Origin of the sequence: Novosphingobium aquiterrae (genome assembly GCF_042434435.1) — a bacterium.
Lineage (GTDB): Bacteria > Pseudomonadota > Alphaproteobacteria > Sphingomonadales > Sphingomonadaceae > Novosphingobium > Novosphingobium aquiterrae.
This window is the reverse complement of sequence record NZ_JBHLTL010000004.1, coordinates 266,630-279,080: the sequence shown is the minus strand read 5'-3', so window position 1 is coordinate 279,080 and position 12,451 is coordinate 266,630. Positions and strand designations below refer to the sequence as shown.

Sequence of the window (12,451 nt, the reverse complement as noted above, 5' to 3'; positions counted from 1 at the left end):
GCATCCCGGCCGGGCACCATCACACATTTGAAGGTTTGACCATGCCTAACCGGCCCTACATCGTCGGCAACTGGAAGATGAATGGCACCCGTGCACAGCTGACAGAAGCGCGCGCGATCGATCGCGGCGCGACGCGTCATGCCGGGGTGCGCGTGGCTATTGCACCGCCCTTTACGCTGATTGCGGCCATGGCGGCAGAGGTCCAGGCGCTGACAGTTGGTGGTCAGGATTGCCACGGCGAAGTCAGCGGTGCTTTTACGGGCGACGTTTCCGCCGTCATGCTCAAGGATGCCGGCGCCGGCTTCGTGATCGTCGGCCACAGCGAGCGGCGCGCGATGCATGGCGAAAGCGATGCGATGGTCAGAGCCAAGGCAGAAGCCGCGCTCGACGCCGGTCTGGAAGTCATCGTCTGCGTCGGGGAAAGCGAAGCCGAGCGCGATGCCGGCCAGGCGGAAGCTGTCGTCGGCGCCCAGCTCGATGCGTCCTTGCCGCGCGGCGAAGGGCTGGTGCCGCGCCTGACCGTTGCTTACGAGCCGGTCTGGGCGATTGGCACCGGCCGTGTTGCCGCCCCTGCCGATGTCGCTGCCATGCACGCGGTCCTGCGCGCAAAGCTTGTCGCGATCTACGGCGAAGACGGCGCGGCGGTGAAGATCCTTTATGGCGGATCGGTCAATGCCGGCAACGCCGCTGAACTGCTTGCCGTTGCCGACGTTGGCGGCGCGCTGGTCGGCGGAGCCAGCCTGACAGCCGACAGCTTTCTGTCGATCGTCGCAGCGGCGGGTCCTGGCGAGGACTGATCCTCAGCAAACCTTGCGCCTTGGCGCGCCTGCGCCTAGATGCGGGCCAACATTCCTGTTTCCGGATATTCCATGTCTTCTCTTTTCCTGTTCCTGATGGTCTTTCAGGCGATCGTCGCCGCGCTGCTGGTCTGGGTCATCCTGATGCAGAAGTCCGAAGGCGGCGGGCTTGGCGTGGGCGGAAGCCCGGCGGGCCTGATGTCGGCGCGCGGCGCAGCGGATTTCCTGACCCGTTCGACCACGGTTCTGGCCACGGTCTTTGTCGTGGTCAGCATTACCCTGGCCGCAATGGCGGTTCGTGCCGGTTCGGGCCGTTCTATTGATGATAGTCTGAAGCGCGCCGCGCCGATCTCTGCCCCGGCAGCGCCGACGGCTCCGATCGATCCCTTGGCCGGTGCCGCGCAGAATGCTCCGGCTGCCGCGCCTGCGGCATCCCCGGCGGCGGGCAATGCGGCTCCGGTCGATCCCTTTGCGGCTCCGGCCAAGAAGTAATCTGCACGCTATGATCTGGTAACGGCCTGCCTTCCCTGGCGGGCCGGTTGCCTGTGTGCCGGGCGCAAGGCGCAATCGTTGTGGATTGCAGCGTCAGGCCCTTGCCCATTACCCCTCTTGAGGATTAAGGCCCGACTCCCATGGCGCGGTTCATTTTTATCACCGGCGGCGTGGTCTCCTCGCTCGGCAAAGGTCTCATGGCGGCAAGCCTTGCCGCGCTGCTGCAGGCGCGCGGCTACAAGGTTCGGATCCGCAAGTTCGACCCCTATCTCAACGTCGATCCGGGGACGATGAGCCCCTATCAGCACGGCGAAGTCTACGTCACCGACGACGGGGCCGAGACCGATCTCGACCTGGGACATTACGAACGCTTCACCGGGGTTTCGGCGCGCCAGGCAGACAATATCACCTCGGGCCGGATCTACCGCGACATCATCGCCAAGGAGCGCCGCGGCGACTACCTTGGGGCGACGGTCCAGGTGATCCCGCACGTCACCGACGCGATCAAGGACTTCGCCAAGACCGAGGTCGACGATCTCGACTTCGTGCTGTGCGAAATCGGCGGCACGGTCGGCGACATCGAAGGGCTGCCCTTCATCGAGGCGCTGCGTCAGCTGCGCAACGAACTGGGGCGCGAACGCACCTGTTCGGTCCATGTCACCCTTGTTCCCTATGTCTCTGCCGCGGGTGAGCTCAAGACCAAGCCGACCCAGCATTCGGTGCGCGAGCTGACCAGTCTGGGGGTCCAGCCCGATATCCTGCTGTGCCGCTGCGAGCACCCGCTGCCCGAAAACGAGCGCGCCAAGATCGCGCTGTTCTGCAACGTGCGCAAGGAAGCGGTGATCCCCGCGCTGGATGCCAGCAGCATCTACGCCGTGCCGCTGCAGTACCACGCTGAAGGGCTGGACCACGAGGTTCTGCACCATTTCGGCCTGACCACGCCCGCGCCCGACTTGTCCCGCTGGGACGATATTGTCGACCGGTACCACAACCCCGAAGGCGAAGTGACCATCGGCGTTGTCGGCAAGTACGTCGGCCTGCCCGACGCCTATAAGTCGCTTAACGAGGCGCTGGTCCACGGCGGCATGGCCAACCGGGTCAAGGTCAACATCAAGTGGATCGACGCCGAACTGTTCGAAGCCGATGACACTGAAATCGTCGCGCGGCTTGAACCGATGGACGGCATCCTCGTGCCCGGTGGCTTTGGTGTGCGCGGCAGCGAGGGTAAGATCGCCTCGGTCCGTTTTGCCCGCGAACGCAAGGTGCCATTTTTCGGAATCTGTCTGGGCATGCAGATGGCCTGCATCGAAGGCGCGCGCAACACGGCCGGGATCGCTGCGGCAAGTTCGACCGAATTCGGCGAGTCGGACGAGCCGGTGGTCGGCATCATTACCGAATGGATGAGCGCGGAAGGTTTGCAGAAGCGCGGAGCCAATACCGATCTGGGCGGCACAATGCGGCTGGGGGCCTATGAAGCGAAATTGGCCGGCAACAGCCATGTCTCCGCGATCTATGGCGGGGCTACCTCTATCTCCGAACGCCACCGCCATCGCTACGAAGTCAACGGGGCCTATCGTGATGCGTTGGAGAAGGGCGGTCTGGTCTTTTCCGGCATGTCGCCCGACGGCTTGCTGCCAGAGATCGTCGAACGCCCGGATCACCCCTGGTTCGTCGGCGTCCAGTTTCATCCAGAGCTGAAGAGCCGTCCATTCGATCCGCACCCGCTGTTTGCCGGATTCATCGCCGCGGCGCTGGCCCAGGCACGACTGGTTTGAGCGGCCGATAAATCATATTCCGGTTACCTTTCAGGCACCTGCAACGATCTTCTAAAATCGGGACTTGAATGGCCTTGAACGGGCCTTGCGCATCACATAGCGATGCGCAACTCGAAAACGAGTCGCATCTTGGCGACGCGTTGAGGGCATTGCGGCGGTGGCATTCCCGACCGCGGCCAAGGGGGAATGGGGCGACCTTCTTAAGACATTTCCCATAGATCTGGGCTTGCCGTGATCTGACCGTCTTCTGCGACCCGGACGATCAAGAATACGGCGGGGCGATGGTCAAACATCGCGGGGGGTGAGGTTTGCAAGAGCCTCACCCCCCAATCGTTTCAGCTACCGAATGCCGGATCAGGCGGCGGCGCTATCCGTGTCGGCATCCTTGACCACCGACAGGGTCTTCTGCGTGCCGACCGCGATCTTCTTCGGCTTCATCGCTTCAGGCACTTCGCGGACCAGGTCGATGGTCAGCAGGCCGTCTTCCAGGTTGGCGTCTTCGACGCGGACATAGTCGGCCAGTTCGAAGCGGCGTTCGAACCCGCGCTGCGCGATCCCGACGTGCAGGAACTGCGCATTGGACGCGTCTTCGGCCTTCTTGCCCTGGACCACCAGCAGGTTCTGCTGCGCGGTGATCTCGATATCGGCAGGCTTGAACCCGGCAACCGCCAGGATGATGCGATAGGCATCCTCACCGCGGCGTTCGATGTTGAAGGGCGGGTAATTGTCGCTGCTGCCCATCCGCGACTGGTTCTCCAGCAGATCGAACAGGCGGTCGAAACCAACCATGGTGCGGCGATAAGGGGTGAAATCGAAACGGTTCATGGCAAAATCCTCTTGTGAGCAATTTCAACAGTGGCGGAGCCCGAAAGCGGCACTCCGCCGGCGTCACCCCTTGCGGGCTGTGACACCAGTGACGAGATATGATACCCAAGCGTCGTTTCAAGAGGAGCCGTGATGACCGCGCCCAAAGTCGAGATCTACACCAAGTGGGGCTGCCCCTATTGCGTCCGTGCCAAGGCGCTGCTTGATGCCAAGGGCGTGAGCTATGAGGAATACGACATCACCCTGGGCGGGCCGACGAAGGCAGAGATGCTGGCGCGCGTACCCGGGGCCAGCACGGTGCCGCAGATCCTGATCGCCGGGCAGGCGATCGGCGGCAGCGACGATCTTCACGCACTCGACCATTCCGGCAAGCTGGACGAACTGCTCGCCGCATGATCAAGGGCCGCGCCGCCATCCTGCAGATGACAGCGGGGATCGACCCCGCTGCCAATGCGGAAACTTTGGTCGGTGCGATCGGCGCGGCGGCTATGGCGGGGGCAACAATGCTGTTCACGCCCGAGATGTCAGGCCTGATCGACCGCGATCGCGCGCGCGCCACTGCCCATATCGTTGCCGAAAAGGACAGCCCGGTGTTGGCCGCAGTACAATCCGCTGCTGCCGATTCGGGCATCTGGGTTGCGCTGGGCAGTCTGGCTGTTGCCCGTGCGGATGGTCGCTGGGCCAACCGCAGCTTCGTGATCGATGGCGAGGGCAGGATCGCTGCCCGCTATGACAAGATCCACATGTTCGATGTCGATCTGGCGACCGGGGAAAGCTGGCGCGAATCCGCCGCCTACGCGGCAGGCGAGCAGGTTGTTACGGTCGAGACACCGCTCGGCCGGCTGGGCCTGACGGTATGTTACGATCTGCGCTTTCCCGCCTTGTTCGAAGCGTTGGGCCAGGCAAAGTGCGATATTATCGCCATCCCCGCGGCCTTTACCGTCCCAACCGGCCAGGCGCACTGGCACGTGTTGCAGCGGGCCCGGGCGATCGAGGCCAGCGCCTATGTCATCGCTGCAGCACAAGTTGGAACCCACGCCGACGGTCGGCAGACCTATGGCCATAGTCTGGTTGTTGACCCGTGGGGCGACGTCTTGCTCGATCTGGGCGATGCGGCAGGCCTTGGCTTTGCCGAGATCGACCAGACACGCCTCAGCGAAGTCCGCGCGCAGCTGCCCAGCCTGCGTAACAAGCGTGCGATAGCGAGGGCAGGGCTGTGATCGTCTACGACCTCGTCTGCCAACCGCTTCAACACCGGTTTGAAGCCTGGTTCGCGTCGTCGCAGGCATTTACCGACCAACAGGAGCGCGGCCTGCTTTGCTGCCCGCAATGCGGCACCGCCGATGTCGTCAAGGCACCGATGGCGCCGGCGGTTGGCCGCAAAGGAAACAGCAATGACGTGGTTTCCAACCCGTCTGCCGTTGTCGGGGGAACCATGCCGCCGGCGATCCAGGAGGTGATGACCAAACTTGCCGCGATGCAGGCTGCGGCGCTGAAGCAATCGAAGTGGGTCGGCGGCGACTTCGCCGAGCAGTCGCGCGCGATGCACTATGGCGAGCGTGATCAAGAGACGATCCATGGTCAGGCCAGCCCGGCCGAAGCCAAGGCACTGGTCCAGGAAGGCATCGCCGTGATGCCCCTACCATTTCCGGTCGCACCGCCAGACGAACTCAACTGATTGCGTCGCCGCGCGCCCTATCCTAGGGAAAGCGCGGGCGCCCGTAGCTCAGCAGGATAGAGCACCAGATTCCTAATCTGGGGGCCATGGGTTCGAATCCCGTCGGGCGCACCACCTATTTCTTCCAGCCGCCAGCAATCGCCTGGGCTTCCTGCGCGGCATCGAGCGCGTCGCCTACAGCCATGTCCTGCGCCGCGGCCATTACCGCCGCATCGCCGCTGCCGGCCTGGCGATAGTCGCCCTGCGCATTGGCTTCGGCCGCGCCGCGGAAGCGGATCTTCCAGCCGTCACCTTCGCGGCAGGCGATGCCAGACGCGGCCTTGTCGGCATAGCCGCGGCACAGCGTCCCCGCCTTGTCGCGGAACGACAGCAACACCTTGGTCCCTTGCGGTCCAACCATCCCCGAGGTTTGGCCGTCCAGTGCGGCAACAAGCTGCGGTCCGGCGAGGTCGCCGCTGCCGGCCTCTTGACGGTTCACCGAGAACAGCAGGACCAGCGCCAGCGCGGCGGCAATCGCGCTGCCGCCGTAGCGCAGGGCAGGGCGCTCGCTCCAGCGTTGCCGGGCGGCACGCACTGCCGCCAGATCGACCACCTTGGCCGCATCGGCGATCGGCGCGGTGAGGCGCTCGGGCAGCGGCTGGGTCAGCACCGGATCGTAGTGCGCCGCAAGCAAGTTCTTGAGCGACAGCATGGCTTCGAGCCGGTCGGCCAGCGCGGGATCCTCGCCCAGGGCGCGTTCAACCCGCGCAGCGCTGAGCTCGTCGAGTTCGCCGTCGGCATAGGCGGCCAGCAGCTCCTCTGAAATGGTCATGGCCGTTCTCCCAGCTTGAGCATCAGCGCCTCGCGCCCGCGCAGCAGCCGCGAGGTCAGGGTGCCGACCGGACACCCGACAATCTCCGCCGCTTCGGCATATTTGTAGCCTTCGACCATCACCAGCAGCACGGCCTCGCGCTGTTCATCTGGCAGGCTGGCCATAGCGCGGTCGACCATCGACAATTCGACAGTCGCTTCCTGATTGCCATCGCTGCCGACGGCAAGCCCGGCGTCGGGATCGACGAAGGTACGCTCGCGCCGCGCGGTGCTGCGGGTCTGATCGATGAATATGTTGCGCATGATCCGGTACATCCAGCTATCCAGTCGCGTACCCGCCTGCCATTGCTGGCGCGAAACGAGCGCGCGTTCGATGGTCGCCTGGCACAAGTCGTCGGCATCGGCAGCATGACGCGCCAACCCGCGCGCAAAGCGGCGCAATCGGGGGAGCAGCGCGGTCATGCCGTCCAGAAAGTCGTCTTCGTGTGCCAATTCGGCCTTTCCTGGATGAAACGAGCGGCCCCGTTCGTTTCATCCATGATTAAGCACTTTTTTGGCTAAGAGGCAGTATGCAACCGTTACACTCCACGCTTATCGCCGGTTTTCTTGCCGCGCTGGCTGCACCACTGGCAGCGCAGCTTGCCTTGCCGCAGCTACCCGCGGTGCCGCCGGTCGGCGGGACGGTCGACGCAATTGCAGCGCGCGCGGGCAATCTTACCCGTGCCTCGCTCGACGATGTCGGCGCAGCGCTGCGTCAGGCCCGGACCGCACGGATCGACGACCTGTTAAGGCGCAACCGCCAGACCATCGAACGCGATGCCGATGGCCAGCCGGCGCGGCGCGGAACCTTGCTGGTGCTTGATCCGGGCGAAGCGGACCGCGCTCGATTGGCGGCGCTTGGCTTCACCCTGCGCGGCAGCGAGCGGCTTGACGATCTAAGCATGACCGTTGTCGAACTGACGGTTCCTGCCGGGCTCGACCTTGCCGCGGCGCAGCGACTGGTGGCGAAGACCCTGCCGGGACTGACCGTGTCGAGCGATCCGCTGCACTTTCAAAGCGGCGGGGCCGCCAGCCTGGCCGCGGCAGAGGTCGGCGCGGGGCAGGGCGCCATCACCACGCCGATCGGTCTGATCGACGGAGCCCCGGCACAGCAAGTCGATGCGCTGCGCGGTTTTGCCGCCGGCGCGCCGCTGCCCAGCAATCATGGCAGCGCCGTTGTGTCGCTGGCAACGCGGGCCGGGGTGCGGACTATCCGGGTTGCCGATGTCTATGGCAACGATCCCGCCGGCGGCAATGCGCTGGCCATTGTCCGGGGCATGAACTGGCTGATTGCCGGCGGTGCCCGGGTGATCTCGATCAGCCTGGTCGGACCGCGCAATCCGGTGCTGGAGCGCGCGGTTGGCGCGGCGCGGGCGCGCCAGGTGCTGGTCGTCGCTGCAGTTGGCAACGATGGCCCGGCGGCGCCGCCGTCCTACCCCGCGTCCTATGGCGGGGTGGTGGCGGTAACCGCGGTCGATCGCCGTAACCGCCCGTTGATCGAGGCCGGGCGCGCGTTGCATCTCGACTACGCCGCGCCGGGTGCGGACATCACGGCACGCAACGCCGCGGGCCGCTTGGTTGCGGTGCGCGGCACCTCATACGCGGTCCCGCTGGTCGCAGCGCGCGCCGCTGCGGCATTCCAGCGCGGCGTGGCCTTCAGCCAGATCGGCGCCGCACTTGATGCCGAGGCGCGCCCGCTGGCGCGCAAGCTGCCCGACCCGCGCAGTGGACGCGGATTGCTGTGCGATGGGTGCCGCTGACGATTTTTTGGCTGTGAGTGAATTTTTTTGGCGAGGCCCATCGTTGTCCCGATGAGCGTCCGGAAATCGACCGGGCGCTGCAAGATCAGAAGAAGGACAACGACCATGACCAAGTTCATTTCTCTTTCGGCGCTTGCGCTGCTTGCAACCACTGTTTCCACCAATGCCCAGGTGCTGGGCGGGCTTGGCGGGGCGCTGCCGTCGCTGCCGTCGATGCCCTCGATGCCGCATGCACCGATCGACACTTCAATCATCGGCCGCGGCGCCGGGACGCTCGACGGATCGATTTCGAAGTCGGTCGACCCGCGTTCGGGCAAGGCAGGTGCCTGGGGTTCGCTTGACGGCTCGGCTTCGGGTGTGCTCGACACGGCCGTGTCGACGCCGATGCACTCGCTGAACGGTTCGGCCGGCGGCAGCGCCCAGGGCCATGCCAGCGGCGGCGGTGAAGCGCAGCTGATCGGCACCGATGCGGCGCGCGGCGCACTTGCCGGAACCCGCGATCACCTGACCCAGACGGCCAGCAGCGCCCGCGATCGCGCTTCGGCTGCCAAGGGCGCCCTGAGCGATCGCGCTGCCACGGCCGTTGCGGCGGTCAAGGACAAGGCTGCTGGTGCGGGTTCGCAGGTCCGCTCGGCCAGCGGCTCATTCGCTGGAAACGCCAGCGGTGACGGCAATGCCTCTTTGACCAAGTCGCTGGGCGGACTGACCGGTTCGGCCCAGGGCAATGGCAGCGCCAATGGTTCGGCCAGCGGATCGACCGGCGGAGACACCACGCCTGCCGGCACTGGCACAATGCTGCCGGGCAATGCGCTGGGATCGGCCCGTGACAAGCTGGGCACGGCCACCGGCGGGCTGGGCAGCCGCCTCGGCGGGCTGACCGGCAATGCCGCCGGTAGCGGTTCGGGCAGCGCCTCGGGTTCGGCCGGCGACGAGGGTTCGTCTTACGATGTCGCCGGTAGCGCCGAAGGTGCAGCCAGCAGCGCGGGTTCGCTGGTGATCACGCCGGGTACCAAGGTGTTCGATGCCGCCGGCGCCAAGATCGGCAAGGTGCGCAAGGTGTTCACCGACGCCAAGGGCCGGGTGACCGGACTGCTGGTCAAGTCGGGCGATGCCATGGCGATGCTTCCGGCCGGCAATTTCTCGGCTGATGGCAGCACCCTTGTTTCGGCGATGGGCGCGGCGCAGATCGGCACCGAGGCGGCACGCCAGTCGGCTCAGGGCGAAGGCAACGCCGCCAGCCAGGCCCAGACGTCCAACTGATCGGACTCAAGCGGGGCGGCCGACTCTCTCCCCCCTCCCGAACATCGGCCGCAACCGTCGTGCGCCCGGACCCCACGGTCCGGGCGCATCTTTTGTGTCAATTCGACGTTTTCCGCTTGAATCGCTGAATCATTTGTGATTCTTAAGGACCATGCGGGGCGGGAAGCACACTTCGAAATTGCCGAAAGAACAGGCCACGCAGGCTATCGCCTTGTGCTGCCTGCTTATTCTTGCCGGATTGACCCTGGCCGGTCCGTCCGGACTGCTGGCGTGGAGCGAAAACAATCGCCTGTTGCAGGAACGCCAGAACGAAGTGCAGCAATTGACCGCGCGCCGGGACGAGCTGCGCAACCGGGTTGCCTTGCTCGATCCCAGCCATGTCGATCCCGACATCGCCGGTGAACTGGTGCGCCGCAACCTCAACGTCGTCCACCCGGACGAAATGGTGATGCTGCTCAACTGAGCCGGGCATCGGTTCGGCCAAATCGCGATCACAAAATACGTATGGGAGTGTTTCCCTTACGGAAGCTTCGCCTTATAGGCGGGCCTTCCGATCCTATCCCCAGGGGACCCGACTTTGGCCAAATCGCCGTCAGCATCGAAGCCTGCCGCATCGTCTGCAGAAAACTCTGAAGACTTCGCCCTGCGCAGCCTGCAGGAGGCGCACGCGGCCAAGCTGCGCTATGACGCCAGCGACGATGAATTGCTGAAATTCTACGAGCAGATGGTGCTGATTCGCCGCTTCGAGGAAAAGGCCGGGCAGCTTTACGGCCTCGGGCTGATCGGCGGCTTCTGCCACCTCTACATCGGCCAGGAAGCGGTTGCGGTCGGGCTGCAAAGCGCGCTCGACGGCGACAAGGACAGCGTCATCACTGGCTACCGCGATCATGGCCACATGCTCGCCTACGGCATCGATCCCAAGGTGATCATGGCCGAGCTGACCGGGCGCGGTGCTGGCATTTCCAAGGGCAAGGGCGGGTCGATGCACATGTTCAGCGTCGACCACAAATTCTACGGCGGGCACGGCATCGTCGGCGCGCAGGTGCCGCTGGGGGCAGGGCTGGCCTTCGCCCACAAGTACCGCGAGGACGGCGGGCTGTGCATGGCCTATTTCGGTGACGGGGCCTCCAACCAGGGCCAGGTCTACGAAGCCTTCAACATGGCCGCGCTGTGGAACCTGCCGATCGTCTTCGTGGTCGAGAACAACGGCTATGCCATGGGCACCGCGGTCAAGCGCGGCTCGGCCGAAACGCATTTCTACCGCCGTGGCACCGCCTTCCGGATCCCCGGGATCGACGTCAACGGCATGGACGTTCTGGAAGTGCGCGCCGCCGCTGAAGTCGCGCTGGCTCATGTCCGCGCCGGCAAGGGCCCGGTGCTGATGGAGCTGAAGACCTATCGCTATCGCGGCCACTCGATGTCTGACCCGGCCAAGTACCGCAGCCGCGAGGAAGTCCAGGAAATGCGCGACAAGCACGATCCGATCGACGCCGCCAAGGCCGAACTGCTCAAGCGCGGCGTGACCGAGGAGGCGATCAAAGACATCGACAAGCGCATTCGCAGCGTGGTCAATGAAGCCGCTGATTTCGCGGAGAATTCACCGGAGCCGGACATGCCCGAACTCTACACCGACGTGCTGGTGGAGTCCTACTGATGGCGGTCGAGCTCAAGATGCCCGCGCTCTCTCCGACAATGGAGGAGGGGACCTTGGCGAAGTGGCTGGTCAAGGAAGGCGACACGGTCAAATCGGGCGACATTCTCGCCGAGATCGAAACCGACAAGGCAACGATGGAATTCGAAGCCGTCGATGAAGGCGTGGTCGGCAAGCTGTTGGTTGCCGAAGGCACCGAAGGCGTGAAGGTCGGCACGGTCATCGCGACTATTGCGGGTGAGGGCGAGGATACGCCGTCAGCTCCGGTACCGACAGCCGCCGCGCCAGCGCCGGTGCTGGCGGAGGCGCCGGTCGCCACCGCGGCCCCGGCGCCAAAGCCGCGCGCGGCCGATCCGGCGGTTCCGACCGGTACCAACATGAAGATGTCGACCGTGCGCGAAGCGCTGCGCGACGCCATGGCCGAGGAAATGCGCCGCGACGACCGCGTCTTCGTGATGGGCGAGGAAGTCGCCGAATATCAGGGCGCCTACAAGGTCACCCAGGGCCTGCTCGAGGAGTTCGGTCCCAAGCGCGTCATCGACACCCCGATCACCGAATACGGCTTTGCCGGGATCGGCACCGGCGCGGCGATGGGCGGGCTGCGTCCGATTATCGAATTCATGACTTTCAACTTCGCCATGCAAGCGATCGACCACATCATCAATTCGGCAGCCAAGACCAATTACATGTCGGGCGGGCAGATGCGCTGCCCGGTGGTGTTCCGCGGCCCCAATGGCGCCGCCAGCCGGGTCGGCGCGCAGCACAGCCAAAACTACGGCCCGTGGTACGCCAGCGTTCCCGGCCTGATCGTGATCGCACCTTACGACGCGGCCGACGCCAAGGGCTTGCTCAAGGCCGCGATCCGCAGCGAAGATCCGGTGGTTTTCCTGGAAAACGAGCTGGTCTATGGCCGCAGCTTCGAATTGCCTGAGCTCGACGATCACGTCCTCCCCATCGGCAAGGCGCGGACGATGCGCGAGGGCAGCGACGTTACGATCGTCAGCTATTCGATCGGCGTCGGCCTGGCGCTTGAGGCCGCCGAAACCTTGGCGGGTGAGGGGATCGAAGCCGAAGTCATCGACTTGCGCACCCTGCGTCCGCTCGACAAGGATGCGGTCCTGACCTCGCTGGCCAAGACCAATCGTGTCGTCGTGGCTGAAGAAGGCTGGCCAACCTGCTCGATCGCTTCGGAAATCATGGCGATCTGCATGGACGATGGCTTCGACCATCTCGATGCGCCGGTCCTTCGGGTCTGCAACGAGGACGTGCCTTTGCCCTATGCGGCCAACCTGGAAAAGGGCGCCCTGATCGACGCTTGCCGAATTGCCGCAGCGGTGCGCAAGGTGTGCTACCGCTGAGCCGGT

The 12,451-nt window shown here is 65.0% G+C and carries 14 protein-coding genes and 1 tRNA gene; 12 read left to right on the top strand and 3 right to left on the bottom strand.

Going from position 1 to position 12,451, the window contains the following annotated elements:
- Nucleotides 1–41 precede the first annotated feature (41 nt).
- The 3 genes from tpiA (at nt 42) to pyrG (ending at nt 3,064) form a co-directional block, all read left to right on the top strand.
- Nucleotides 42–797: a triose-phosphate isomerase gene (gene tpiA, locus ACFFF7_RS07315; RefSeq protein WP_379480712.1), complete on the top strand. Its 756-nt coding sequence runs from the start codon at nt 42–44 to the stop codon at nt 795–797.
- 72 nt (nt 798–869) lie between these two features.
- Nucleotides 870–1,289: a preprotein translocase subunit SecG gene (gene secG, locus ACFFF7_RS07310; protein ID WP_379480711.1), complete on the top strand. Its 420-nt coding sequence runs from the start codon at nt 870–872 to the stop codon at nt 1,287–1,289.
- Between the two features lie 140 nt (nt 1,290–1,429).
- Nucleotides 1,430–3,064: a CTP synthase gene (gene pyrG / locus ACFFF7_RS07305; RefSeq protein WP_379480710.1), complete on the top strand. Its 1,635-nt coding sequence runs from the start codon at nt 1,430–1,432 to the stop codon at nt 3,062–3,064.
- A 354-nt stretch (nt 3,065–3,418) separates the two neighbouring features.
- Here the strand turns inward: pyrG and ACFFF7_RS07300 are convergent, their stop codons facing one another.
- Entirely contained in the window at nt 3,419–3,889 is a 471-nt protein-coding gene (locus ACFFF7_RS07300; protein WP_379480709.1) for an Hsp20 family protein, read from the bottom strand.
- 132 nt (nt 3,890–4,021) lie between these two features.
- Here ACFFF7_RS07300 and grxC point away from each other — a divergent pair, with 132 nt between their 5' ends.
- From grxC to ACFFF7_RS07280, 4 genes are all read left to right on the top strand, one after another.
- Nucleotides 4,022–4,285 carry a glutaredoxin 3 gene (gene grxC, locus ACFFF7_RS07295; RefSeq protein ID WP_379480708.1) on the top strand — a complete coding sequence of 88 codons (264 nt, stop codon included), beginning with the start codon at nt 4,022–4,024 and terminating at the stop codon, nt 4,283–4,285.
- Nucleotides 4,282–5,109, top strand: a complete 828-nt coding sequence (locus tag ACFFF7_RS07290) for a carbon-nitrogen hydrolase family protein (RefSeq protein ID WP_379480707.1) — start codon at nt 4,282–4,284, stop codon at nt 5,107–5,109. The genes grxC and ACFFF7_RS07290 overlap by 4 nt, the downstream gene beginning before the upstream one ends.
- Nucleotides 5,106–5,567 carry a DUF1178 family protein gene (locus ACFFF7_RS07285; RefSeq protein ID WP_379480706.1) on the top strand — a complete coding sequence of 154 codons (462 nt, stop codon included), beginning with the start codon at nt 5,106–5,108 and terminating at the stop codon, nt 5,565–5,567. The genes ACFFF7_RS07290 and ACFFF7_RS07285 overlap by 4 nt, the downstream gene beginning before the upstream one ends.
- Nucleotides 5,568–5,604: 37 nt before the next feature.
- A tRNA-Arg gene (locus ACFFF7_RS07280) sits at nt 5,605–5,681 on the top strand.
- A 1-nt stretch (nt 5,682) separates the two neighbouring features.
- Here ACFFF7_RS07280 and ACFFF7_RS07275 read toward each other — a convergent pair.
- The gene (locus ACFFF7_RS07275) at nt 5,683–6,378 is read right to left on the bottom strand and encodes an anti-sigma factor family protein (RefSeq protein ID WP_379480705.1); all 696 of its coding nucleotides are present in this window, start codon (nt 6,376–6,378) and stop codon (nt 5,683–5,685) included.
- Nucleotides 6,375–6,839, bottom strand: a complete 465-nt coding sequence (locus ACFFF7_RS07270) for an RNA polymerase sigma factor (protein WP_379480942.1) — start codon at nt 6,837–6,839, stop codon at nt 6,375–6,377. The genes ACFFF7_RS07275 and ACFFF7_RS07270 overlap by 4 nt, the downstream gene beginning before the upstream one ends.
- 107 nt (nt 6,840–6,946) lie before the next feature.
- On the opposite strand from ACFFF7_RS07270, the gene ACFFF7_RS07265 reads away from it, so the two are divergent.
- The 5 genes from ACFFF7_RS07265 to ACFFF7_RS07245 all read left to right on the top strand — a co-directional run bounded on the left by ACFFF7_RS07265 (nt 6,947) and on the right by ACFFF7_RS07245 (nt 12,445).
- Nucleotides 6,947–8,176, top strand: coding sequence for a S8 family serine peptidase (locus ACFFF7_RS07265; protein ID WP_379480704.1), 1,230 nt, complete (start codon nt 6,947–6,949; stop codon nt 8,174–8,176).
- A 105-nt stretch (nt 8,177–8,281) separates the two neighbouring features.
- Nucleotides 8,282–9,436: a hypothetical protein gene (locus ACFFF7_RS07260; protein ID WP_379480703.1), complete on the top strand. Its 1,155-nt coding sequence runs from the start codon at nt 8,282–8,284 to the stop codon at nt 9,434–9,436.
- 178 nt (nt 9,437–9,614) lie between these two features.
- On the top strand, nt 9,615–9,899 hold the full coding sequence (locus tag ACFFF7_RS07255) for an FtsB family cell division protein (RefSeq protein ID WP_379480702.1): 285 nt from the start codon (nt 9,615–9,617) through the stop codon (nt 9,897–9,899).
- Between the two features lie 114 nt (nt 9,900–10,013).
- Entirely contained in the window at nt 10,014–11,090 is a 1,077-nt protein-coding gene (gene pdhA, locus ACFFF7_RS07250; protein WP_379480701.1) for a pyruvate dehydrogenase (acetyl-transferring) E1 component subunit alpha, read from the top strand.
- Nucleotides 11,090–12,445, top strand: coding sequence for a pyruvate dehydrogenase complex E1 component subunit beta (locus tag ACFFF7_RS07245; protein ID WP_379480700.1), 1,356 nt, complete (start codon nt 11,090–11,092; stop codon nt 12,443–12,445). The genes pdhA and ACFFF7_RS07245 overlap by 1 nt, the downstream gene beginning before the upstream one ends.
- Nucleotides 12,446–12,451 lie beyond the last annotated feature (6 nt).